This is a genomic window from Microbacterium sp. SORGH_AS_0969 (assembly GCF_030818255.1).
GTDB lineage: Bacteria > Actinomycetota > Actinomycetes > Actinomycetales > Microbacteriaceae > Microbacterium.
Genome location: NZ_JAUTAG010000001.1, coordinates 3,301,699 through 3,325,396 on the forward strand (window position 1 = coordinate 3,301,699; position 23,698 = coordinate 3,325,396).

Annotated in this window: 23 protein-coding genes, 2 tRNA genes and 1 pseudogene; 17 read left to right on the forward strand and 9 right to left on the reverse strand. The window is 69.1% G+C overall.

Annotated features, from left to right (window positions below):
* The first annotated feature begins 279 nt into the window (after window positions 1–279).
* The 10 genes and pseudogenes from QE388_RS15480 (at window position 280) to QE388_RS15525 (ending at window position 8,976) form a co-directional block, all read left to right on the forward strand.
* Complete coding sequence (locus QE388_RS15480) at window positions 280–873, forward strand: MafI family immunity protein (RefSeq protein WP_307386257.1); 594 nt, start codon at window positions 280–282, stop codon at window positions 871–873.
* Window positions 874–878: 5 nt separating this feature from the next.
* Window positions 879–1,259 carry a hypothetical protein gene (locus QE388_RS15485; RefSeq protein WP_307386259.1) on the forward strand — a complete coding sequence of 127 codons (381 nt, stop codon included), beginning with the start codon at window positions 879–881 and terminating at the stop codon, window positions 1,257–1,259.
* Window positions 1,260–1,305: 46 nt separating this feature from the next.
* Window positions 1,306–2,034, forward strand: a complete 729-nt coding sequence (recO, locus tag QE388_RS15490) for a DNA repair protein RecO (RefSeq protein WP_058613112.1) — start codon at window positions 1,306–1,308, stop codon at window positions 2,032–2,034.
* A complete protein-coding gene (locus tag QE388_RS15495) occupies window positions 2,031–2,837 on the forward strand; it encodes an isoprenyl transferase (RefSeq protein WP_307386262.1) in 807 nt (268 codons plus the stop codon). Before recO ends, QE388_RS15495 begins: the two co-directional genes overlap by 4 nt.
* A gap of 46 nt (window positions 2,838–2,883) precedes the next feature.
* Window positions 2,884–3,567: a DsbA family protein gene (locus tag QE388_RS15500; RefSeq protein ID WP_307386264.1), complete on the forward strand. Its 684-nt coding sequence runs from the start codon at window positions 2,884–2,886 to the stop codon at window positions 3,565–3,567.
* Between the two features lie 81 nt (window positions 3,568–3,648).
* Window positions 3,649–4,816, forward strand: a pseudogene (dusB, locus tag QE388_RS15505) (tRNA dihydrouridine synthase DusB).
* A gap of 1 nt (window position 4,817) precedes the next feature.
* On the forward strand, window positions 4,818–6,140 hold the full coding sequence (locus QE388_RS15510; RefSeq protein WP_307386266.1) for a deoxyguanosinetriphosphate triphosphohydrolase: 1,323 nt from the start codon (window positions 4,818–4,820) through the stop codon (window positions 6,138–6,140).
* Window positions 6,140–7,978, forward strand: coding sequence for a DNA primase (gene dnaG, locus QE388_RS15515; RefSeq protein ID WP_307386268.1), 1,839 nt, complete (start codon window positions 6,140–6,142; stop codon window positions 7,976–7,978). Before QE388_RS15510 ends, dnaG begins: the two co-directional genes overlap by 1 nt.
* Window positions 7,979–8,067: 89 nt before the next feature.
* Window positions 8,068–8,841, forward strand: coding sequence for an ATP-binding cassette domain-containing protein (locus tag QE388_RS15520; protein WP_307386270.1), 774 nt, complete (start codon window positions 8,068–8,070; stop codon window positions 8,839–8,841).
* 62 nt (window positions 8,842–8,903) lie between these two features.
* Window positions 8,904–8,976: transfer RNA gene (locus QE388_RS15525), tRNA-Asn, on the forward strand.
* Window positions 8,977–9,109: 133 nt separating this feature from the next.
* Here the strand turns inward: QE388_RS15525 and QE388_RS15530 are convergent.
* Entirely contained in the window at window positions 9,110–10,231 is a 1,122-nt protein-coding gene (locus tag QE388_RS15530) for an IS1249 family transposase (protein ID WP_307386016.1), read from the reverse strand.
* Between the two features lie 125 nt (window positions 10,232–10,356).
* On the opposite strand from QE388_RS15530, the gene glsA reads away from it, so the two are divergent.
* From glsA to QE388_RS15545, 3 genes are read left to right on the forward strand one after another with little or no spacing between them, the layout of a single operon-like run.
* The gene (glsA, locus tag QE388_RS15535; protein WP_307386273.1) at window positions 10,357–11,319 is read left to right on the forward strand and encodes a glutaminase A; all 963 of its coding nucleotides are present in this window, start codon (window positions 10,357–10,359) and stop codon (window positions 11,317–11,319) included.
* Between the two features lie 47 nt (window positions 11,320–11,366).
* The gene (locus tag QE388_RS15540) at window positions 11,367–11,741 is read left to right on the forward strand and encodes a hypothetical protein (RefSeq protein ID WP_058595611.1); all 375 of its coding nucleotides are present in this window, start codon (window positions 11,367–11,369) and stop codon (window positions 11,739–11,741) included.
* A complete protein-coding gene (locus QE388_RS15545) occupies window positions 11,741–13,045 on the forward strand; it encodes a glutathionylspermidine synthase family protein (protein ID WP_307386275.1) in 1,305 nt (434 codons plus the stop codon). Before QE388_RS15540 ends, QE388_RS15545 begins: the two co-directional genes overlap by 1 nt.
* Window positions 13,046–13,075: 30 nt before the next feature.
* Here QE388_RS15545 and def read toward each other — a convergent pair whose 3' ends face one another.
* A complete protein-coding gene (gene def, locus QE388_RS15550; protein ID WP_081317250.1) occupies window positions 13,076–13,642 on the reverse strand; it encodes a peptide deformylase in 567 nt (188 codons plus the stop codon).
* A 41-nt stretch (window positions 13,643–13,683) separates the two neighbouring features.
* Between def and QE388_RS15555 the strand changes: the two genes are divergently transcribed.
* Together QE388_RS15555 and QE388_RS15560 are read left to right on the forward strand one after the other, a co-directional pair.
* A complete protein-coding gene (locus QE388_RS15555) occupies window positions 13,684–14,646 on the forward strand; it encodes a DMT family transporter (RefSeq protein ID WP_275800295.1) in 963 nt (320 codons plus the stop codon).
* Window positions 14,647–14,752: 106 nt separating this feature from the next.
* A tRNA-Ile gene (locus QE388_RS15560) sits at window positions 14,753–14,829 on the forward strand.
* 121 nt (window positions 14,830–14,950) lie between these two features.
* On the opposite strand, the gene QE388_RS15565 is transcribed toward QE388_RS15560, so the two are convergent.
* Both QE388_RS15565 and QE388_RS15570 read right to left on the reverse strand, forming a co-directional pair.
* Window positions 14,951–15,994 (reverse strand): methionine synthase, encoded by a 1,044-nt coding sequence (locus tag QE388_RS15565; RefSeq protein ID WP_307386278.1) that lies wholly within the window; start codon window positions 15,992–15,994, stop codon window positions 14,951–14,953.
* Window positions 15,991–16,971: a putative oxygenase MesX gene (locus QE388_RS15570; protein WP_307386280.1), complete on the reverse strand. Its 981-nt coding sequence runs from the start codon at window positions 16,969–16,971 to the stop codon at window positions 15,991–15,993. The genes QE388_RS15565 and QE388_RS15570 overlap by 4 nt, the downstream gene beginning before the upstream one ends.
* Window positions 16,972–17,074: 103 nt before the next feature.
* Between QE388_RS15570 and QE388_RS15575 the strand changes: the two genes are divergently transcribed.
* Together QE388_RS15575 and QE388_RS15580 are read left to right on the forward strand one after the other, a co-directional pair.
* Window positions 17,075–18,025 (forward strand): LysR family transcriptional regulator, encoded by a 951-nt coding sequence (locus QE388_RS15575; protein WP_275800301.1) that lies wholly within the window; start codon window positions 17,075–17,077, stop codon window positions 18,023–18,025.
* Window positions 18,026–18,054: 29 nt separating this feature from the next.
* On the forward strand, window positions 18,055–19,011 hold the full coding sequence (locus QE388_RS15580) for an isoprenylcysteine carboxylmethyltransferase family protein (RefSeq protein ID WP_307386281.1): 957 nt from the start codon (window positions 18,055–18,057) through the stop codon (window positions 19,009–19,011).
* 21 nt (window positions 19,012–19,032) lie between these two features.
* Here the strand turns inward: QE388_RS15580 and QE388_RS15585 are convergent, their stop codons facing one another.
* The 5 genes from QE388_RS15585 to QE388_RS15605 form a co-directional block, all read right to left on the reverse strand.
* Entirely contained in the window at window positions 19,033–20,055 is a 1,023-nt protein-coding gene (locus QE388_RS15585) for a CNNM domain-containing protein (protein WP_307386282.1), read from the reverse strand.
* The gene (locus QE388_RS15590; protein ID WP_307386284.1) at window positions 20,052–21,455 is read right to left on the reverse strand and encodes a hemolysin family protein; all 1,404 of its coding nucleotides are present in this window, start codon (window positions 21,453–21,455) and stop codon (window positions 20,052–20,054) included. Before QE388_RS15590 ends, QE388_RS15585 begins: the two co-directional genes overlap by 4 nt.
* A 211-nt stretch (window positions 21,456–21,666) precedes the next feature.
* Window positions 21,667–22,362, reverse strand: a complete 696-nt coding sequence (locus QE388_RS15595) for a hypothetical protein (RefSeq protein ID WP_307386286.1) — start codon at window positions 22,360–22,362, stop codon at window positions 21,667–21,669.
* Window positions 22,359–23,282 (reverse strand): ABC transporter ATP-binding protein, encoded by a 924-nt coding sequence (locus QE388_RS15600; protein WP_307386288.1) that lies wholly within the window; start codon window positions 23,280–23,282, stop codon window positions 22,359–22,361. The genes QE388_RS15595 and QE388_RS15600 overlap by 4 nt, the downstream gene beginning before the upstream one ends.
* Window positions 23,279–23,680, reverse strand: coding sequence for a GntR family transcriptional regulator (locus tag QE388_RS15605; RefSeq protein ID WP_307386290.1), 402 nt, complete (start codon window positions 23,678–23,680; stop codon window positions 23,279–23,281). Before QE388_RS15605 ends, QE388_RS15600 begins: the two co-directional genes overlap by 4 nt.
* Window positions 23,681–23,698 lie beyond the last annotated feature (18 nt).

A 23,698-nucleotide genomic window follows, 5' to 3' on the forward strand; every position in this document is an offset into this window, starting at 1 on the left:
GTGCGGATGAGGCTCCCCTCCGCGCACCTGTGTCGCGTCTGCGGGTACTTCTCAGACGACCCTCCGTGGGGACTCGATGGCCGCTGCCCGACCTACGAGTACTGTCCCTGCTGCGGCGTCGAGTGGGGCTACCAGGACTCCCTGCTGACGTCCACCGAACGATTTCGATCGGAATGGGTGCAGCGCGGTGGGATATGGACGGACCGCACCGTCCCCGCCGACGGCCTCACGACGAACGAGCGCCTCCAACGCCTCGACACCCACCGGGAAGAAACACCGATGACAGACCTCGCGGGCGAGATCATCTTCCATCCGCGGAGCGCGGGCGGCCGCCGCTCGGGTCCGCCGACCGGCGAGAGCTACTTTCCGACGGCCGCCGTTCTCGCGGCCGCCACGTCGGAACGCGACGCGTTCGGCATCCGCGTGCACCTTGCCCACGTGCCGTCGGCAGCGCGATGGACGCCCTGCAGCGTCGGCGTGCTCGTCCCGGGCGCGCCGTTCTCTGAAGCAATGATCCCCGGCGCTCACCTGCTCGTCTACGGAGGCCCGCACGTGGTGGGACAGCTCCGTCTCCTCGGGTCTGCGGACGAGACGAACGCCCACGCGCCGGGAATCGCGCGATGGGCGAGCGCGGAGATCACGTCCCTCTGCGGGGACCTCAGCGGCATCCTGGATCCGGCAGTGCTGCGCGACGTCACCGACCTGGCCGACCATGCGGAGCCCGGAATCGCGCTGGACCTGCTCTGCGACAAGATTCTCGACGCGGACGCTCCGCTCAATGCCGCGCAGCGCAACCGCCTCCTCACCGTCGGACGGGCGATGGGCCTCGACGAGACCGTCGCCTTCCTCGGTGACGCGCCTGCGGAAGGATGACCGACATGGATCGACAGCTCCGCGTCACCCCGCTCAACGCGCAGGTCGCGATTTTCTCCCCGGGCGCGCCCGAGTTCCCGGAGTGGGAGACCGGCGACGAACCGGCCGTGGCGACGACGACGGCAATCCTGATCGCCACCCGAGACGACCTGGCGGGGGAGGTCACGCTCCGCGTCCGCATCGACGCAGCGCCCGTCGACGGTTTCGCCGAGGTCCTCACCGCAACGCTTCTCCTCTCCGACGGCGTCGTCGCGTTCGGGTCCTTCCTGTCCGGAGAGATCGAACGGATGCCACTTCCCACCGCCGGCGCCCACCTCGCGACCGTGTCCGTCGACGTCCCGGGCGAAGCGAGCAGCGTTCTCGTCACCCTGACGCCCGCGTCCTGAGGCGCGGCGCACCGCCGCCTCTCCGCGGCGGGCCCGATAATGGACTGTGCCCACCTACCGCGACGAAGTCGTGGTCCTGCGTACCCACAAGCTCGGGGAGGCGGACCGCATCCTCACCCTCCTCAGCCGCCGCAACGGCAAGATCCGCGCGGTCGCGAAGGGCGTGCGCCGCACGTCGTCGAAGTTCGGGTCGCGCCTGGAGCCCTTCATGGTCGCCGACGTGCAGCTGTTCAAGGGGCGCAACCTCGACATCGTGCAGCAGGCCGAGTCGCTCGGCTCGTACGGAGCCGACATCGTCGTCAACTACGACCGATACACCACCGCCAGCGCGATGGTCGAGACCGCCGACCGGCTCAACGAGGCCGAAGCGACCCCGCAGCAGTACCTCCTCCTCGTCGGGGGGCTTCGTTCCCTCGCCCGCGGCGATCACTCGGAGCGCAGCGTCCTCGATTCCTATCTGCTCCGCGCCATGGCCCTCTCGGGCTGGGCGCCGGGGCTGACCGAGTGCGCGCGCTGCGGCACGGTCGGCGACCACCCGTACTTCCTCGCCCAGCTCGGCGGCGTCGTGTGCTCGACGTGCGCTCCCGCGGGCTCGCCCCGGGTCGCGCGTGAGACGGTCGACATGCTCCGCGCCCTCATGGCGGGGGAGTGGGAGACCATCGACGCCGCCCCGGGACGCACGATCTCGGCGGCCTCGGGTCTCGTGGCCGCGTACGCGCAGTTCCATCTGGAGCGTGGCATCCGTTCCCTCTCGCACCTGGAGACGCACCGATGACGCCCAAGCCGTTCACGCACCGCGACGCCGTGCCGTACCGCCCCCTCGACTGGACGGGGGAGTACCCGCCGACGTACCCGAAGGGGTCGGTTCCCGAGCACGTCGCGATCGTCATGGACGGGAACGGCCGCTGGGCCAACCGCCAGGGGCTCACGCGCGTGGAGGGACACCGCGCCGGCGAGGCCGCTCTGCTCGACGTGGTCGCGGGCGCCATCCAGGCCGGGGTCAAACACCTGTCGGTCTACGCGTTCTCAACCGAGAACTGGTCGCGCTCGCCCGACGAGGTGCGATTCCTCATGGGCTTCAACCGCGAGGTGCTGCACCGTCGCCGCGATCAGCTCAACGAATGGGGCGTGCGCATCCGCTGGTCGGGGCGCAAGCCGCGCCTGTGGGGCTCGGTCATCAAAGAGCTGCAGCACGCCGAACGGCTCACCGAGGGCAACGACGTGCTGACCCTGACGATGTGCGTCAACTACGGCGGACGGGTGGAGATCGTGGATGCCATGCGCCGCATCGGCGACGACATCGCCGCCGGCAAGCTCAAGCCCTCCGCCGTCACCGAGAAACTGATCCGCAAGAACCTCTACCAACCCGACATGCCCGACGTCGACCTGTTCGTCCGCTCCAGCGGCGAGCAGCGCACCTCGAACTTCCTGCTCTGGGAGTCGGCGTACGCCGAGATGGTCTTCCTCGACACCCTGTGGCCGGACTTCCGGCGGACGCACCTGTGGGAAGCCATCGGGCTGTACCTCTCGCGCGATCGACGGTTCGGCGGCGCGATCGACACCCCCACCGGGAAATGAATACCGCGATCGGAATAGATCGCTCACCTGAAGAGTTGTGCCCAATATGACGGATGCCATCAAGATCGACGTGTGGAGTGACATCGCCTGCCCCTGGTGCTACATCGGCAAGCGGAACCTCGAGAACGGCCTGGCCGCCACGGCCGACGACGACGACGCCCCGGTCGTCGAGATCGAGTACCACTCGTTCGAGCTCTCGCCCGACACCCCCGAGGACTTCGACGGCGGCGAGGTCGACTACCTCTCGCAGCACAAGGGCATCTCTCCCGACCAGGCACGCGAGATGCTCGATCGCGTCACCGGCGTCGCCGCCGAGGCGGGACTGGCGTATCGCTTCGACATGCTCCAGCACACCAACACCGTCAAGGCCCACGAGTTGCTGCACTTCGCGAAGGAGAACGGCAAGCAGCTGGAGCTGGCCGAGGTCCTCATGTCGGCGTACTTCCTCGAGGGCAAGCACGTGGGTCGCGACGACGACCTCGTCGCTCTGGCGGTGGAGGTCGGTCTCGACGAGGATGCCGCCCGTGAGGCGCTCGCATCGCAGCGCTACCGTGCCGCGGTCCGTGCCGACCAGGAGCAGGCGCAGCAGTTCGGGATCACGGGCGTGCCGTTCTTCGTGATCGACGGCAAGTACGGGGTGAGTGGAGCGCAGCCGGTCGAGGCGTTCAGCCAGATCGCCCGTCAGGTGTGGGGCGAGCGCCGCGAGGCATCCGCGACCGCCGACGCCTGACTTTTCCTCCACAGCGGTGTCCGCACCCGGCTTCGGCCGGAGCGGGCACCGCTGTCGCACGACGTCTGGGAGAATGAGACAGTGAACACGGCATTGGCTCCGGCGCGGACGCTCCGCATCGGCAACATCGAGCTCGACGCCCCCGTCGTCCTCGCTCCGATGGCCGGCATCACGAACACGGCGTTCCGTCGCCTGTGTCGCGAGTACGGTGCCGGGGCTGTACGTGAGCGAGATGATCACGACGCGCGCCCTCGTCGAGCGCAACGACACGACCATGCGGCTGATCCGCCACCACGAGTCCGAGACCCCGCGTTCGATCCAGCTCTACGGCGTCGATCCGGCGACGGTCGAGGCGGCCGTTCGCATCATCGTCGACGAAGACCACGCTGACCACATCGACCTCAACTTCGGCTGCCCCGTTCCGAAGGTCACCCGGCGCGGCGGCGGTGCCGCCCTCCCGTGGAAGACGTCCCTGTTCCGGGAGATCGTCGAACGGGCGGTCCGCGCGGCGGGCGACAAGCCGCTCACGGTCAAGATGCGCAAGGGCATCGACGCCGATCACCTGACCTACCTCGAGGCCGGGCGCATCGCCGAGGGAGCGGGGGTGGCATCCATCGCCCTGCACGCGCGCACCGCGAGCGAGTTCTACTCGGGCCACGCCGACTGGTCGGCGATCACGAAGCTGAAAGAGACCGTCACGAGCGTTCCCGTGCTCGGCAACGGCGACATCTGGTCGGCCGACGACGCCGCGCGCATGATGGCCGAGACGGGCTGCGACGGCGTCGTGGTCGGCCGCGGGTGTCTCGGGCGCCCGTGGCTCTTCGGCGACCTCGCCCGCGCGCTGGGTCAGCCGGGCGCCGCGCATGGCGAGCCCGTCGACGCGACCCTGGGATTCGTCGCGAGAGCCTTCCGTCGCCACGCCGAACTCCTCGTCGAGTTCTTCGAAGACGAAGGGCGCGGATGCCGCGACATCCGCAAGCACGTCGCCTGGTACTTCAAGGGGTACCCCGTCGGCGGGGAGCTGCGGGCGAGCCTCGCGACCGCGTCGACCCTCGACGAGATCGACGAACTGCTCGCGACCATGGAGCTCGACGCCCCCTACCCGGGGGCGGCGGCCGAGGGCCAGCGCGGTCGCGCGGGCACGCCGAAGCGTCCCGCGCTGCCGGACGGCTGGCTCGACTCGCGCGAGATCGGCGACGCCGCCGGCCGCGAACTCGCCGAAGCGGAGCTGCACCACAGTGGCGGCTGAGGTGACGGTGGCCTCCGCCCGCCCCCTCGGGTACGCGGATGCCGATGCCGCCCGGTTCCACGAAGAGAAGCACCGCTCGCAGCGCGACGACTTCGCGCGCGATCGTGCCCGCGTGCTGCACTCCGCGGCACTCCGGCGTCTCGCGGCGAAGACGCAGGTGCTGAGCCCCGCGAGCCCGGCCGACTTCGCGCGCAATCGCCTCACGCACTCGCTCGAGGTCGCGCAGGTCGGGCGCGAGCTCGCCACCGCGCTGCAGCTCTCACCCGACGTCGTCGACACGGCCTGCCTCAGCCACGACCTCGGTCACCCCCCGTTCGGCCACAACGGCGAGCGGGCGCTGAACGACTGGGCGTCCGACATCGGCGGCTTCGAGGGCAACGCGCAGACCCTGCGCATCCTCACGCGCCTCGAGCCCAAGGTGTTCGGCGCCGAAGGGGAGCCGTTCGGTCTCAACCTGACGCGCGCCAGCCTCGACGCCACCTGCAAATACCCGTGGACGGTCGACGAGCCCGTGCCCGACCCGGGCGGGCGTCTGAAGTTCGGCGTCTACCCCGACGACGAACCGGTCTTCCACTGGATGCGCGGGGGAGCCCCCGCCCGACAGCGCTGCATCGAGGCAGAGGTCATGGACCTCTCCGACGACATCGCGTACTCGGTGCACGATTTCGAAGACGCCGTCGTCAACCGGTACGTCGATCCCGCCCGGCTGGCATCCCGGGTCGGTCGTGAGGGGCTGCTCGACGCGATCCAGCGCTGGGTCGGGTACGACTTCGTGCGCGACGACCTCGCGCAGGCGCTCGACCGGCTCATGGCCATGCCCGAGTGGATCCACTCCTTCGACGGCACGCGCCCCGCTCTCGCCCGGCTGAAGAACCTCACCTCCGACCTCATCGGACGCTTCGCGCGCGCCGCGACCGCGGCCACGCGCGAGGCCTACCCGGCCGACGAGCTCACGCGCTACCGCGCGCGCGTCATCGTCCCCGCCGAGGTCGAGACCGAGATGGCCGTGCTGAAGGGCATCATCGGCGCGACCGTGGTCTCGATCGACGGCCGCAAGGTTCTGTACCGCGAGCAGCGGAACGTGCTCAAGCGCTTGGCATCCGCCCTCTGGGAGAACCCGGGAGCCCTCGACGCGTTGCACGCCCCCGATTTCGCCGCCGCGGCGGACGACACCGCTCGCCGCCGGGTCGTCGTCGACCAGGTCGCGAGCCTGACCGACCAACTCGCGATCGCCTGGCACAACCGTCTGGTGGGACAGGTGGATGCCGCGGAGCTCGGCGTCTGGGCCCCCGGATCCGGTGCGCCCCGCGGGGCGGATGCCTGATGGCCCGCATCCGCCAGTCCGACATCGACGAGGTCAAAGCGCGGGTCAACATCGCCGACGTCGTCGGTGAGCGCGTCGCGCTGAAGTCCGCCGGCGTCGGATCGATGAAGGGGCTCTGCCCGTTCCACGACGAACGCAGCCCCAGCTTCCACGTCCGGCCGCAGGTCGGGTACTACCACTGCTTCGGGTGCGGCGAATCGGGCGACGTCTACTCGTTCCTCCGGGCGATGGACCACGTCTCGTTCACCGAGGCCGTGGAGCGGATGGCCGCGCGCGTCGGCTACACCCTCCACTACGAGGACGGCGGCCCCGCGCCCGAGACCACCGGTCGTTCGCGCCTGTACGCCGCCAACGCGGCGGCCGCCGAGTACTTCCGTGCCCAGCTCATGACCCCCGAGGCTGAGACGGGACGACGCTTCCTGGGCGACCGCGGCTTCGACGCGGGCGCCGCGGCGCACTTCGGCGTCGGTTATGCACCGAAAGGCTGGTCGCACCTCATGGACCACCTCCTCGCGCAGAAGTTCACGCGCGAGGAGCTGTTGCAGGCGGGCCTCGTGTCGCAAGGCCAGCGCGGGGTTTACGACCGATTCCGCGGCCGGCTCGTGTGGCCCATCCGCGATGTGACCGGCCAGGTCATCGGCTTCGGCGCGCGCAAGCTCTACGACGACGACCAGGGACCGAAATACCTCAACACCCCCGAGACGCCGATCTACAAGAAGGCGCAGGTGCTCTACGGCCTCGACCTCGCGAAGCGCGACATCTCGCGCTCGCATCGGGTCGTCGTGGTCGAGGGCTACACCGACGTCATGGCGTGCCACCTCGCGGGCGTCACCACCGCGATCGCGTCGTGCGGAACCGCGTTCGGCAGCGACCACATCACCGTGCTCCGCCGCGTGATGGGCGACGACAGCTCGTCGGGCGAGGTGGTCTTCACCTTCGATCCGGATGCCGCCGGCCAGAAGGCGGCGCTGCGCGCCTTCGCCGACGAGAAGCGCTTCGCGGCCCAGACCTACGTCGCCGTGGCTCCCGAGGGTCTCGACCCATGCGATCTGCGCCTCCAGCGCGGAGACGGCGCCGTGCGGGCCCTCATGGACACCAAAGCGCCGATGTTCGAGTTCGTCATCGACCAGCGGCTGAAGGACTTCGACCTCGGGAGCGTCGAAGGTCGCGCGGGGGCGCTTCGCGCGGCCGCCCCGATCGTCGCCGACATCCGCGATCCCGCGCTACGCCCCGGCTACGTCCGGGTGCTCGCCCGCCGCCTCGGTCTCGACATGCCCGAGGTGCAGGCCGCGGTCGAACGGGCGGCGCGCGGCGCCGATCGGGCCGAGAAACGTGACACGCAGAAGGGGCAGGATCCAGCTCCGGTGGCGATCTCGGTCACCCTCGCCTCGCTTCCCAACACCCGTGACGTCGCCCTCGAGCGCGGCGCGATGATGGCGTTCCTGCAGTACGGGCACCGGATCGAGCCCGAGCTCTTCCTCCGCGCGCTGCAGACGCCGTTCGGCCATCCCGCCCTCGAGGCCGTGCGCAGCGCCCTGGCATCCACCGATCTGTCGCAACCCGGCTGGGCCGTGACGGCGGTCGAGTCGGTTCGCGAGCCGTTCCGCTCGCTCGCCGCCGAACTGCTGACGGCCGAGTTCCCCGCCCGCACCGAGGAAGGCGCGGTCGTCGCGGCCAACGACCTCTCGCGTCGACTTCTCGTCCGCGAGATCGAGCGTGAGAAGGCCGAACTCGTGCGCGAGGTGCAGCGCGTGCCCGCCGACACCGACGAGGGGCGGCGCCTCGGGATGAGACTGCGCGACCTGGAAGCGGACCGCCAGCGGCTCATCGCGTCCTGACCGTCCCCTCCGACGGCACGCGCTACCGCACCGGCGTGTCGAGAGGGAAGCCCGATGCGTCCGCGCGGCTCTTCAGGGAGGATGAGGGAATGCCCCGGACCCTCGACACCGACGTCGCCATCCGCGCCGACGATCTCTCGCTTGCCCGTGGGGGCACCCGGGTGATCGACGGCATCACCCTGAAGCTGCCCTTCGCGCAGACGCTCGTCGTGCGAGGCGCGACGGGATCCGGCAAGACCTCCCTGGTGTCGATGCTCGCGGGCCGCCCCGACGAAGGGCTCAGCGTCGTCGGGGGAGAGGCGTACGTCCACGGCATCTCGGCCCGGCGTCCGGGTCGCGCGCACCGCGAGTGGACGTTCCACACGGGCTACCTGCCGCAGGGTGCCGGCGCGTCGTTGCCCTCGCGCTTGACGGTGCAGGACGTCATCGCCGAGCCCATCACGAGCCGCGACCGCCGCGTCAATAGCCGCGCGCTCGCTGTGCGCGTCGCGACGCTCCTCGACGAGATGGAGCTCCCGCTCGGCACCGCACCGAAGTATCCCTACGAGCTCAGCGCGGGCATGCGTCAGCGGGTGGCCCTCGCCCGGGCGTTCGTGCTCGAGCCGCGCCTCTTCGTGGCCGACGACCTCTACGCCAACCTCGACGTCGAAGTGCGCGCGGCCGCTCGCGCGTCGATCGTGCGCCGACGCGACGAGCGCGGCATGGCGTCGCTCGTCGTGACGAACGATGCCGACGCGCCCACCGACCTCGATGCCGACGTTCTGGTGCTGCACGGCGGGCACGCCGTCGCTTTCGGTCATGGCTCGGACGAACTGCAGTGGACCCCGGGCGGCGCGCCCGACCGACGCGTTTCGACGGCCTGATTTTTCGACTACCCCGCGGTGCTGTTAGTATCGTGTGGTTGCCCGCCGCAAGGCGCGCATGATCCTCGGTAGCTCAATTGGCAGAGCAATCGGCTGTTAACCGATAGGTTCTTGGTTCGAGTCCAAGCCGGGGAGCGAGAGACCCACGCCCATCTAGCTTGGCTCTCACCCTAGGCCCGGGCTTCCACCCCGGGCCTTACTTTTTGCTCGCGCCCCTCGCACCCCCGGTCCGGCTTATAGGCAAGAACGTGTGGATGGCTCGGGCGTGTCAGCTCCGTCCTGCCCATCCGGTTCGGATCCAGAGGCCTTCCTCGGCGGTGACGGCGGTGTCGTAGAGAGCTGGCTGTCCGTCGTCGTCGGGCTCGTCGGGTGTGGCCGGCGGGGTGGGCGTGATGGCGTGCCGGTGCGCGCGCTCGAGGGGAACCTCGTGCAGCAGCAGGAACCACTCGACGGCTTTGCGGCGGTGCTCGGTGGGCATGCCCCGGTGATGGCGCAGAAGGTGGCGGATCTGACTGTTCAAACCCTCCAGGCGTGAAGTGGTGCGGGGGTTTCCGTGCTGGAGAGTGGTGAACACGTGCCCTGATTCTGCGGCGCGATGAAGGACATTCCAGGCTCGGCGGAGTTTGAAGTGGGTGAACCCGAAGTGCCCGTTCGCGTAGAGGGTGCGTTCTTTGGTGAGATGCCCGTGGGTCTGCCACCACGCTTGCAACGTGAGCCGCCAGGAGATGGCGTCATCGATGGTGTGGACCGCGGTCAACGCGAGGGAGATCTGGCGCAGGTCGCGGCCGGCGCGGGTGCGGGGATTGCGCGTCAGCTCGCGGGTGACGTTCAGTTGCAGGTGGAAGATGCAGCGTTGCACGGCGGTGTCGGGCCAGGTCGTGGCTAGGGCGGAGCGGATGCCGGAACCGCCGTCGGTGACGACGACGACCGGGGGCGGGACCTGTTCGAACAGGGCCGTCCACGCGGCGGTGGATTCTCGGGCGCACCACTGCCAGGCGAGGACGCGTCCGGTGTCGGATTGGGCGATGAGAAGGCACCAGGAGCCGATCCAGACACCGTCGACGAGGACGACATCGTGAACTTCGCCGGTGACCGGCATCACGGGCTGCAGACCCCAGCACCAGGCGGTGTCGTGACGAAATGAGCGCCCGGTTCCGCCGCCGATTTCCGCTTGCGTTGTTTTGCCCGTCAACCAGCGCAGGAACCGGCGCAGCTGCTCCCGCTCGCTCACGTCGCGTCGGGAGCGGACAGATGATGCGCCGCAGTCGGGGCAGCGCCATCGCTGTGTTCCGGCGGCGGTCTTACCGTTCTTCACCAGCCGAGCACCGCATATCACGCAGAGCGCCTGATTCGAGGGATGGTCCACGCCTAAGCGTCGCGGACCATGCACAACCCCGTTTCACCGCGTGATCGCGCGGCTAGATCACCATCCCATCCACACGTTCTTGCCTATAACCCCCCGGTCCGTTCCGCGGCCACGGCCCGCGCCGAGCCGGCGCCTGCGAGGCTGGGGGAGTGACCCCCGCACTCGACCCCGCCCGCTACGACCTCGACTCCCTGCGCGAAAGGCTGCTCGACGAGCGCGGGGGAGAGGTGGATGACAGCATTCCCCAGCTCGCGGAGGCCGATCCCGACCTCTGCGCGCTCGCCCTCGCCCTTCCGGACGGCACCGTGCGACGCAGTCGAGACGCCGACGTGCCGTTCAGCATCCAATCGGCGGTGAAGCCGTTCCTCTTCGCCCTGGCGCTGCGGGACACCGACGGCGACGCCCTCGACCGGGTCGGGATCGAGCCGACGGGGGAGTCCTTCGACGCGATCAAACTCGAGAGCGGAACCGGTCGACCCCCGAACCCGATGGTGAACGCGGGCGCCCTCCTGACCGCATCTCTCGTGGACGGTGGAGATGCCGAGGAGCGCAGTGCCCGCATCGCGCGTGGGCTCGCGGCCTTCGCGGGCCGCGACCTCGACGTGGACGAAGCGATCGCGCACAATGAACACCTGCTCGGCGATCGCAACCACGCCCTCGCGCACCTCATGCGGGCGGAGGGCACCCTCGCCGTGTCCGCCGACAACGCCGTCGCGGTCTACGCCCGCGCCTGCGCGACGCTCGTGGATGCCGAGACCCTGGCGATCATGGGAGCAACCCTGGCGCTCGGCGGCGTCAATCCGTGCACCGGCGACCGGGTGATCCCGGAGCGTGTCGCGCGCGACGTCGTCTCGGTGATGGCGACGTGCGGTGTCTACGACGGCTCCGGTCGATGGATGCGGGCCGTCGGCATCCCGGCCAAGTCCAGCGTGTCGGGGGCGATCGTGCTGTCGGCCCCCGGTCGTCTCGGTGCGGCCGTCGTCAGCCCGCCCCTCGACGCGCAGGGCACGAGCGTGCGCGGACACCGCGCGAGCGAGGTGCTCAGTGAAGAACTCGACCTGCACTCCTTCGCAACCGCGCCACGGCTGACCCTCGGGTCGTCGCGGGTGTGAGAGCATCGGCGAGGACGCGGCTCCGTGGCGTCCACGAAGGAGTTCCGATGCCACCCACCGCACGCCGCCGCGCCTCTCGCAGCGTGACGATCGGGGTCGTCGCGGCCCTCGCCGCATCTCTCACCGGGTGCGGTCAGGGCACCAACGTCTCGGAGGACTACGCGCAGATCTGCCGCGACAACGCGACCGAGAAACGCCTCCCCGACGACGACTGCAACAACCACGGCGGAACGGCCCACTGGTACTACCTGCCGCTGGGCTCCAGCGGGCGGAACGTGCCCGCCGTCGGACAGCCCGCGACGGGAGGCACCGACGCGCTGCCGTCGGGCAAGACCGCCGCGAAGGGCATCTCCGGCGACGGCGCCAGCGTCTCCCGCGGTGGCTTCGGCGGCTCGGGATCCGACGGAAGCCACGGCGGCTGATGCGCCGCATCGAGCTGGCGCCCCGGCCGGACTGGGAGCGGACCATCAAGCAGTCCGGTCTCATCTACTCGCGATCGCTGCGCGACGACGGGTCTGCGGTCGAGTACTGGAACGATGGCGCGGCGTACGTGTTCACGCTTCCCGAGGTCGAAGCGCTCGAGAAGCAGACCGAAGAACTGCACCGTATGTGCCGTGAGGCCGCCCGGTACATGGCATCCGGAGAACTCGGCCACCTCGGACTCACCCCTCAGGCGTTCGAGTTCGCGCAGTGGTCGCTCGAGCAGGACGAGCCCGACGTGTACGCGCGGTTCGACCTCGCGTACGCCGGCGACGGTTCCCCGGCGAAGATGCTCGAGTACAACGCCGACACCCCCACCGGGCTGATCGAAGCCTCGCTGACGCAGTGGTTCTGGCTGCAGGACCGGATCAAGAGCGGCGCGCTCCCCGCCGACACCGACCAGTGGAACGGGCTGCACGAAGCGCTCGTCGAGCGTTGGCGCGTTCTTCTGCACCGATCGCTCAGCGAGGGCGAGGGCGGGCGCCTGTTCGTCGCGCACTCGGATGCCGACATCTACGGCGAGGACTGGGACACCGTCGCCTACATGCGCGACCTCGCGGGCGAGGCGGGCTGGGAGCACACCGGCATCGAGATGAAGGACATCGGCTGGCACCACGGCGCGCGCCAGTTCGTGGGCGTGCCGGAACCGTGGGGCTCGTCGCGCAGCGTCAACGCACTGCCCGGCGACGCTCCGGGTACGCAGTACCCGGTGATCCGCAACCTCTTCAAGCTGTACCCCTGGGAGGACGTGGTCTCAGGCGACGACCGGGTCGTCGGCGACCAGGAGTTCGGGTCGCTGCTCATCGCCGGTCGCGGCCTGTTCGGACGCTGGTTCGAGCCCGCGTGGAAGATGTTCCTCTCGAACAAGCTGCTGCTCGTCGCGCTGTGGCGCCTCTACCCCGACCACCCGAACCTGCTGCCGGCGTACGCTGACGGACCGAACGGCATGACCGACTACGTCGTCAAACCCGTCTTCGGCCGCGAGGGCGACGGCATCCGGGTCCACCGCGCCGACGGGAGCGTGACCACGAACGGTCAGGAGTACCGCCGCGAAGGAACGGGACGCGAGCGTGTCTGGCAGCAGTACCACGAGCTGCCCGACTTCCCCGGGTCGAACGGGAGCAACCACCCCGTGCTCGGGTCGTGGGTCGTGAGCGACGAGGCGTTCGGGGTCGGCATCCGCGAATCCGACGGGCCGATCACCGACTACTTCTGCCGCTTCGCGCCGAACATCATCGAGAGCTGAGCTCTCGCGGGGCCCCACACGCGTCGATGCTCACGCGTCGATGTCGTCGACTCCCGGCATCCACGACGCACCAGGCTTACCCCACTTGCGCTTCTTCGCGATCTTCGCGACCACCCGGCTGTCCTCGTCGTCGAGGCGATCGACGTACAGGATTCCGTCGAGGTGATCGAACTCGTGCTGGAGGATGCGCGCACGCCAACCGGTGACCTCGATGCGGACGGGCTGCCCGTCGAGGTCGACGCCCGTGAGCAGCGCCGCGTCGGAGCGGCGGAGGGGGAAGCGCTCGCCCGGGAACGACAGGCACCCCTCGGACTCGTCGTCGGGATCGGGGTAACCGGGTTCGAGCGGGCGGATCCACAGCTCCGGGTTGATGACGACGCCCCGCCACGGCAGGCCCTCGTCGTCTTCGTACGTGTACGTGAAGATGCGCAGTCCCACTCCCACCTGGGGTGCGGCGAGACCGACGCCGGGGGCGGCATCCATCGTCTCGAACATATCGGCGACGAGGGTGCGCACCTCTTCGGTGATCTCGTCGACGCGGGCGGCGGGAGCGTGCAGCACGGGATCACCCATGATGCGAATCGGGAGAACGGCCACGTCACCAGCCTAATCGCGGAGGCGGCGGCTATCGTCGGAGGGTGATCCCGCTCGATGTCTCCCTCAGCGACGGAATCGACCAACTCGTCGGTGTCTTCCGCGACCCCCGCATCCTCCTCGGCATCCCGCTCGCCCTTCTCGGGGCGGTGTTCATGTCGTTCGGGGCGCAGTACCAGCACCGCGGGGTGCAGAAGGTCGAGCGCCTCTCGGGCAAGACCACCGGCGGACTCTCTCGCAAGCAGCTGACCTCGCTCCTCACGCGTCCGTCGTGGGTGGCGGGCACGGTCATGCTCGGCCTCGCGATCGTGTGCCAGCTCGCGGCCCTCTCGGTCGCGCCGCTGATCCTCGTGCAGCCGCTCGGGGCGATCGCACTCGTCATCACGACGGTGCTGAACGCTCGGGTGTCACGGCACAAGCCGACGCGTCAGTCGCTCGTCGCGATCGCGCTGTGTGTCGGCGGCATTCTCGTCTTCGTCACGATCGCGGCGTTCTTCGCCACCGAGCACGTGGTCACCGAGCGCGAGCTACTGATCATCCTCGGCATCCTGGCCGTGGTCGTCGTCGTCTTCGGGGTGTTCTGGATCCTCGTCCGCCGCAAGGCCCAGGCGCTGTTCTACATCATGGCCGCCGGCGTCATCTACGGCTTCGTCGCCACCCTCGCGAAGGTCGTCATCAGCCGCGCGCAGGCCGGCGACTTCGAGTGGCTGACCCTGCTGTGCCTGGTGGCGTTGCTCGCCGCTGTCGCCGTGGGCGCGTACTTCGTGCAAACGGCGTACTCGGTCGGCCCGCCCGACCTCGTGATCGCGGGACTCACCGTGATCGACCCGATCGTGGCCGTGCTCATCGGCCTGCTCGTGCTCGGCGAGGCCTCGACGGCCCCCGCGTGGGCGCTCATCGGTTTCGTCATCGCCGGCGCGATCGCCACCTGGGGTGTGATCCAGCTGACCAAGCATCACCCGCAGGTGACCGCCGACGGCAAGCCCAAGCAGCCGCGCGTCCACTGACTCGGCGGGACCTTTCGCGTCGATAGCCGGTCGACGGGAGTTTCGGCGACGAGCCGCGTCGACCGTCGGCGAGGAACAACGGATGCCGGTAGGCTCGTCGTCGCTGGGGGCGGTGGCCAAGCTGGTCAAGGCAGCGGGCTCATAACCCGACGATCGTGGGTTCAAGTCCCACCCGCCCTACCATTCCCTTCGACCGGGGCCGCGTGCGCGACGAGCGGCGGGTCCGGGACGAGCGGAGGGCCGGGGACCCGGCATCCCTCCGCCTCTCGTCCCCGGCCCTCCCGCCGTCACCCCGCGTCGCGCGTCAGACCAGCACCGGCGCCGACACCTCATCGCGGACGATCGCGGCGCCCGCCGACAGCGCGCTCATCTTCTCGAGCGCCACGCGGCGCGGCAGGGGAGCCATGCCGCAGTTGGTCGAGGGGATGAGCTTGTCAGCGTCGACGAACTGCAGGGCGCGACGCAGCGTCTCGGCGACCTCCTCTGGCGTCTCGACCGTCTCCGTCGAGACGTCGATCGCGCCGAGCATGACCTTCTTGCCGCGGATGAGCTCGATGAGGTCGATCGGCACGTGCGAGTGGTGGCTCTCGAGCGAGACGGCGTCGATCGTCGAACGCTGCAGGAGCGGGAACGACTCCTCGTACTGGCGCCACTCGGAGCCGAGCGTCGCCTTCCAGTCGTTGTTCGCCTTGATGCCGTAGCCGTAGCAGATGTGCACGACCGTCTCGGCGCGCAGCCCCTCGGCGGCGCGTTCGAGGGCCGCGACGCCCCAGTCCTTCATCTCGTCGAAGAACACGTTGAAGGCCGGCTCGTCGAACTGGATCATGTCGACCCCCGCTGCCTCGAGCTCACGCGCCTCCTGGTTGAGGATCGTCGCGAACTCCCACGCGAGCTTCTCGCGGCTGCGGTAGTGACGGTCGGAGAGCGTGTCGATCATCGTCATGGGTCCGGGAAGGGCCCATTTGATCGGTCGGTCGGTCTGAGCGCGGAGGAAAGCGGCATCCTGAACGAACACGGGCTGACGCCGGCTGACCGCTCCGACGACCGTCGGAACGCTCGCGTCGTAACGATTCCGGATGCGGACGGTCTCGCGGTTCTCGAAATCGACGCCGTCGAGGTGCTCGATGAACGTCGTCACGAAGTGCTGGCGCGTCTGCTCGCCGTCGCTGATGATGTCGATGCCGCGGCGCTCCTGCTCGTGGACGGCGGCGCGGAGGGCGTCGTGCTTCCCCTCGACGAGCTCGGCGCCCTCGAGCTCCCACGGCGCCCAGAGAACTTCAGGCCGCGCGAGCCACGCGGGCTTGGGGAGGCTGCCGACGAGAGCAGTGGGAAGAAGAGCCGAGGTCATCGCAGCACCGCCCCGAAGTTCGCGGCCCACGCGTCGAGAGCGGCGCGGTGCGGCTTCACGAAGTGCTCCTCGGCGTAGCGTCCCTGTACGACCGCCAGCTGGCTGCGCTCCTCGCGGTCGTAGTCGATGCCGGTGCGCACGAAGTCGGGCTGGTCGAGGGTCGGGCGGTATTCCTCGCCGGCGGGGATGATGGCGTTGTAGATCTCGGGTCGGTAGATCTTCTGGAAGGTCTCCATCGTGGCGATCGTGCCCGCCAACTGCAGGTCGGTGTAGTCGGCGAGCAGGTCACCGCGGAAGTAGAACGCGAGGGGAGCGACGCTGCCGCGCGGCATGAAGTACCGCACCCGCAGGCCCATCTTCGCGAAGTACTCGTCGGTGAGTGAGAACGCGTCCTGCTCGTACTCGACGCCGAGCACGGGGTGCACGACGCCGGTGCGGTGATACATACGGCTCGTCGACACGCTGATGCAGATCACCGGCGAGGACGAGAACCGGTCGCGATACACCGAGGAGTCGAGGAAGTGCCGGAAGAGCTTGCCGTGCAGATCGCCGAAGTCGTCGGGCACCGTGAACGTGCCCGCAGCCGCCTTGGCGGCCGGAAGGACCACGCTGAAGTCGTAGTCGCGCAGGTACGACGAGAAGTTGTTGCCGACGATGCCCTGGTGGCGCTCGCCGGTCTCCGTATCGACGATGTGGACGTCGAGCACCTCGATGACGGGGAACTCCTCGTCGTCGGCGCCGTCGGCGAACGCGAGTTGCACCGACACGATGTCGAGCTCGACGCGATACCGGGCGTCGGCGGACAGCAGCTCGTTGAGTCGGCGATCCATCATCGACAGGGCGTTTCGCAGGTTCTGTCGGCGACCCTCGCCGCGCGCGAGGTTCGCGAAGTTGGTCGTGACGCGCGAGTTCTCCGCCGGGGCGTAGTCCTCGTCGAAACGGGTGGTGGTGATGCTGAACGTGATGTCGTTCGTCATGACGTGCCAATCAGAAGGGGTCGGATGCCGCTCCCTCATGGTGCTCGCACGGATCAGGCATCGGGTAATTCCACGCAACTATGCGTTGGTATAGCCTCAAGCTATGGCCCGTCGTCCGAGCGGCATCACGCTGCAGCAGCTCCAGTACTTCATCGAGGTCGCCGCCGAAGGGTCGATCAGTGCGGCGGCCGATCTGCTCTACGTCGCGCAGCCGACGATGTCGGCCGCGATGCGCGACCTCGAGAGCCGCGTGGGGCGCGAGCTCCTGGTGCGCTCGGCCCGCGGAGTCACGCTGACCAACGACGGAGTCGAGTTCCTGGGGTACGCCCGACAGGTCGTCGAGCAGGCCGAGCTGCTCGAACAGCGCTACCTGGGACGCCCGCCGTCGCGGCGCCTCCTCGGCGTCTCGGCGCAGCACTACTCCTTCGTCGTCGACGCCTTCGTGCGGATGGTGCGAGCGACGGATGCCGCCGAGTACGAGTTCTCGCTGCGAGAAACCCGCACGTGGGACATCATCGAAGACGTCCGGACGCTGCGCAGCGAGGTCGGCATCCTGTTCCGCAACGACTTCAACCGCAACGTCATCGACAAGCTGCTGCGCGACTCGGGGTTGGCCTTCCACCCTCTCTTCGTCGCCGACCCGCACATCTTCGTCTCACGGCGGAACCCCCTCGCCTCGCGGAAACGGGCCACCCTCGACGATCTCGTCTCGCTGCCGCGGCTGACCTTCGACCAGGGCGCGAACAATTCGTTCTACTTCGCCGAGGAGATCCTCTCGACGCTCTCGAGCGCGCAGGAGATCCGCGTCTCCGACCGCGCCACGATCTTCAACCTCATGATCGGCCTCGACGGGTACACGATCTCGACGGGCATCATCAGCGACGACCTCGATCCCGAGATCGTCGCGGTGCCGCTCGACGTCGACGAGGAGATTGAGATCGGCTGGATCGGCCGCACCGCCATCCCGCTCACCGAGCAGGCGCAGCGTTACCTCGCCGAAGTCCGGACCGTCGTCGCCGAGGCGGGGGTCGCCCTCGCCGATCCCGCCTCGTAGCGCGCACCACGACAGTACGCTCGGTCGAGATGCACATCACCGCTTCGCACTCGGTCCCGATCGGCCGGCTGTACTTCGCCGCGCAGGCGCTCGCCGGCGCGGCATGGTGGGTCTGCGTCTTCGCCGTTCCCCTCGTGCGCACCGCGACCCTGGGCGACCTCGACCCCGCGCTCGTCGCGATGCTCGACGTCCCCCTGTTCGTCGTGGCATCCGCTCTCGCGGTCCTCCCCGGGCGCGCGGGCCGCATCGCCGCTCTCGTCGCGACCGCGTGGACGCTGCTCGTCACCGCGGCCCTCGCCGTATACGCCACCGTCACGGGTCTGGCCGGGTGGGGAGTGGTCGCGATGGTCGCCGCCGCCACGTGCTCGGTGCTCGCCCTGGCCCTGCTCTGGCTCGGCCGCGTTCCCACGAACTGGCTGCTCATCGGACCCTTCGCCTTCCGCCGAGCGCGCCCGCGCCGGACGCCGATCGCCCACGTCGTCGCCACGACCGCTCAGATCGTCGTGTTCTGGGGGCTGTTCCTCGTCGTGTTCCCCCTCGCGATCCAGCTCCTCGAGAAGCGGTGGGGTCTCGCAGCCCCCGTGCCCGCGTGGGTGACGCTGATCGGCGCGGGAGTGGTACTCGCCGCCAGCGCTCTCGGCCTCGCGTCGGCCGCCGCGATCACGGTGAAGGGCGACGGAACACCGCTGCCGTCCGCGATGCCGAATCGTCTCGTGATCGCCGGCCCCTACCGGTGGGTGCGCAATCCGATGGCACTGGCGGGCATCGCTCAGGGCGTCGGTGTCGGGCTCATCCTGCAGTCGTGGCTCGTCGTGGTCTACGCTCTGGCGGGGTCCCTTGTCTGGAACTACGCCATCCGTCCTCACGAAGAGGCCGACCTCGAGGCCAGCTTCGGTGACGACTACCGCCGTTACCGCGACGAAGTGCGCTGCTGGGTTCCCGGTCGTCGCCGGAACACGACGAAGGCCCCGCTCCCACGGGCGTGAGAACGGGACCTTCGCGAGCCGCTACCGCGAGACGTCGGCGAGCTCGCCGGGTCCGGGCAGGATCTCGCGCAACAGGTCGTCGAGCGTGACGACCCCCACGAGCCGGTCGCCGTCCACGACCGTGGCCAGCTGCACCCGCCCACGGCGCATCCGCGCCAGGGCGTCGTACGCCGAGGCCTCCGGCTCCAGCACGAGCGGCTCTCGCGCGATGTCGAGAGCGGGGGTCGCGGGGTCGACTGTCAGAGTGTCGCGGACGTGCGCGACGCGCGACGACGCTCCCGAGCCGACGAGGATGCGCAGGTGCGTCGACGAGGCGGCGACGGTCTGGATGTCGGCGACGGTGGCATCCGTCGGCACGCTCGTGGGGGAGCGGTCCGTCCGGACGATGTCGCCCACCGTCAGGGTGCCGAGCGCGATCGCCTGCGCGATCGGCTCCGAGTACTGCTCCTCGAGCGTGCCGGCCTGGCGCGAATGCGCGACGAGCTCGCGGATCGTGTCGGCGTCCTGACCGCCCGCGGCCGCCTTGTCGACCGGCTCGACACCCGACGCCTTCACCAGGCGGTTGGCGATGTGGTTGATCCACAGCAGGAACGGTCGCAGCGGCCAGGTCAGCGCACGGGCCAGGATGCCGGTGGCCTTCGCCGCGGTCTCAGGATGCGCGATCGCCCACGACTTCGGAGCCATCTCGCCGATCACGAGGTGAAGGAACGTGACGACGATCAACGCGAGCATGAACGCGATGATGTCGGCGAGAACGTAGGGAAGACCCCAGGCCTCGAACACCGGGGCGAGGGCGTAATCGATCGCGGGTTTTGTGATCGCGCCGAGGAGGAACGTGCACGCGGTGATTCCGAGCTGCGCGAACGCGAGCATCACGGTGAGCTCGTTGACGCCGCGCAGCGCCGCACGGGCGGACGCGCTCGTGGCGGCTTCCTCCTCGAGGCGGTGGCGTCGGGCGGCGAGGAGCGCGAACTCCACGATCACGAAGAACGCACTCGCGACGATGAGGAGCGTCGTGATGAGGGCGACCATCCAGCCGTTCATCGGGCCACCTCCTCATCGACGGTCGGGGCTTCGTCGGCGGGCTCGGCATCCCGGTCCACCTCGTGCAGACGCACCGCGAGCTGTGAGGGAACGTGCCGGTCGACCTCGATCACCTCGACCGTCAGCCAGCGTTCGATGTCGAGACCCTGAACCGTTTCGGAGGGCTTCTCGGGAAGGTCGACGCGCACCACCGCGCCGATCGTCGGGAGGTCGCCGTGGGTCTCGATGACGAGGCCCGCCGCGGTCTCGGCGTCGGTCTCGGCCAGGTCGAAGCCGATCACGCGCTCGAGCTCATCGAGGTGGAGGTCACCCGGAACGGTCCAGGCGTCGTCGCCCACGGCGGCGACCTCGGAGGTCTCGACGTCGTGCTCGTCGGAGAGCTCGCCGATCACCTCTTCGGTGAGGTCCTCGATCGTCAGGATGCCGTCGAAGTTGCCGTACTCGTCAACCACGCACGCGAGCTCGTTGCGGGTCTTGCGCATCCGATCGAGGGCGACGGGCAGCATCATCGAGGTCGGCAGGACGACCGCGGGCCGCATGACCGTCGACACCGCGGCGTCGTCGGAGGGCTGCTCGCGCAGCAGATCGATCAGCTCGACGACACCGACGGGGGAGTCCTCGTCACCGATCACCGGATAACGCGTGTGACCGGATGCCATGAGGGCGCGCACCTCGCCGACCGTCGTCTCGGGGGTCACCGAGTCGATCTGCGAGCGCGGGATCATGGCGTGCTCGACGTCACGCTGAGGGAAGTCGAGGATGCGGTCGATGATGATCGACAGATCGCCGGGGAGGTCGCCGCTCTGCCGGGACTCCTCGATGATCGCCTCGAGGTCGCGAGCGGTGGCGCTCTCGTCGACGTCCTCGAGAGGCTCAATGCGCAGCAGGCGCAGCAGCGCGTTCGCCGCGACGTCGAAGACGGTGATGAGCCAGCCGAAGAGCAGCAGGTAGATGCGGGTCGGCACGGCGAGGGCCCGGGCGAGCGGCTCCGGGCTCGCGATCGCGAGGTTCTTCGGGTAGAGCTCACCGAAGATCATCGTCACGATGGTCGCGAGCAGCAGAGCGCCGACCGTGCCGATGAGGACCGACACCGCGGGGTCGACGCCCACACCACCCAGCAGGGTGCCGAGCGATTCGCCGATCAACGGCTCGGCGACGTAGCCGATGAGCAGACCGGTCACCGTGATGCCCAACTGCGCGCCGGAGAGCATGAACGACGTGCGCTTCGTGATGGCGAGCACGCGCTTGGCCTGCGCGTCGCCCTTCTCCGCCAGCGCCGCCATGCGCGAACGGTCGACCGACATGTACGCGAACTCCTGCGCGACGAAGAAGCCGCAGGCGACGATGATCGCCAGAGTCACGATGACGCCCAACAGAAGAGTCAGGACCGCAGCCAGCATCAGATTTCACCCCCTCTCGAAACGAGGGGGCTCGAAGATCGGCCCTCCTGGTCGGGGGAGGTTCGGTGATGGCTCACGGGGTTTCTCTCTCGTGGGTCGGTTGATCGAAGATCGTCCTCCACTGTATCGAGGCGACGACACGCCCGGCTGGGGATTGACCGCGTAAAACGGGGCCGGACCGCGGTGCGGTCCGGCCCCCTTTCCCGCGCGATTACGGAGTCGCGCGACGCAGGGTGAGGAACGACGAGGACGCGAGCGCGGCGATCAGCACCAGCCCCCAGAGCGCCATCCCGAAGGCCCCGAGCGCGGCCCCACCCTCCAGCACGGCGGGCCACGAGCGGGTCAGCGTGACGAGCGCGATGAGCACGACCAGGAGGAGACCCGCGCCCACGAGGGTGACCGTGGTCACGAGGGCGCCGAAGCGCTTGAAGATGGTCGCTCCCCAGAACCCGATGACGAAGAAGAACATCGCGACCGCGAAGAACGTCACTCCGGCAGCGAACGGCCCGGCCTCCCACAACCAGGGCATGTAGAAGAAGTACCCGTTCATCCCGTACCCATTGGTCGCCTGCTCGACGAGGCCACCCGCGACGAAGACGATCGAGAGCACGACAGCTGTGATCCCCGCTGTCAGCAGGGTCCCCGTGAAGAACTCACGACGCGTGACGCTCATCGCCTGGGAGAAGGGGAACGTGCGGGTCAGCGCCTGGGCGCCGACCACGCCGAAGTACCACAGTGGGGCCTGGGCGCCGCCGCTGATCTTGACGCCGTCGACCCCCGCCGCAGCGATGATCCCGTAGACCAGAAGGCTCAGACCCAGGGCTCCGAACAGGATGATCAACGGCAGCCAGAGGAACGTCTGACGGTTGATCAGCTGTAGGCGGACCACGTTCAGCGTGCGGTTCATCGCAGCGCTCCTTCCGGGAGGGCGGCGCCGACGGTCGCGGCGGCGCGTGGGCTGGTGCTCTGCGTGCGACGCACGATGAGTTGCTGCAGCGATACCGGGGCGACCTCGAGTCGCGCCTCGACGAGCGCCCGACGGTCCGCCGGGGTGAGCTCGCCGACGACGGTGACGGATGCCACGCCCCCGAGGCTCTCGCGATGGATGACCTCGCGCCCCAGGCAGAAGGCGTCCACGGCGATCGCGTCACCGACGATCGTCACGGCGCTGTGGCGCACGGCATCCGTGTCCTCGTCCATGACGATGCGTCCGCCGTCGAGGACGATGACCTTCTCGAGGAGATTGGCGACCTCGTCGATCAGGTGGCTCGACAGGATGATCGTGCGCGGATGCTCGGCGTAGTCCTCGAGGAGGCGGTCGTAGAAGATCTGTCGGGCGACCGCGTCGAGGCCGAGGTACGGCTCATCGAAGAACGTGATCTCCGAGCGGGAGGCGAGGCCGATGATGACGCCGACCGCGGAGAGCTGCCCGCGCGAGAGCTTCTTGATCGTCCGTTTCAGCGGAAGCTGGAACTCCTCGACGAGACGGTCGGCGAAAGACTGATCCCAGTTCGGGAAGAACAGACGGGCGGCACGGAAAGCGTGGGCGGGCTGAGCGTCGTCGGGGTACTTCTGACTCTCACGGACGAAGCACATGCGCGAGAGCACGCGCGGATTCTCGTACGGGTCCTCGCCGAACACGCGAGCCTCGCCGCCGGACGCGAAGTTCTGCGCGGTGAGGATGGACATGAGCGTGGTCTTCCCGGCACCGTTGCGGCCGAGCAGACCGTAGATCGAGTCCTTCTCGATCCGGAAGGACACGTCGTCGAGGGCGAGTCCGCCCCGGTAGCGCTTGGTGAGGCCCGTGGCCTCGATCACGGCGGTCATCGTGCGACTCCTTCGGTGCGGGGGGAGGGGGTGGGGGAGGCGAGCTGCGCACGCTCACGGATGAGATCGGCGAGGTCGTCCGGGCCCAGGCCGAGGGTGCGCGCTTCGGCGAGGAGCGGTTCGACGAAGCGATCGGCGAAGGCTGTCCGGCGCTCGCGGAGGAGGGTGTCACGCGCGCCGGAGGCGACGAACATGCCGATGCCTCGACGTTTGTAGAGGACGCCCTTGTCGACGAGCATGGTGATTCCTTTCGCGGCGGTGGCGGGGTTGATGCGGTGGAACGCGGCGAGTTCGTTCATGGAGGGCGCACGAGTCTCTTCGGCGAGCGAGCCGTCGACGATGGAGTCTTCGACGCTCTCCGCGATCTGGAGAAACAGCGCCCTGCCGTCGTCGATCATGCGATCTCCGTCCGTTGG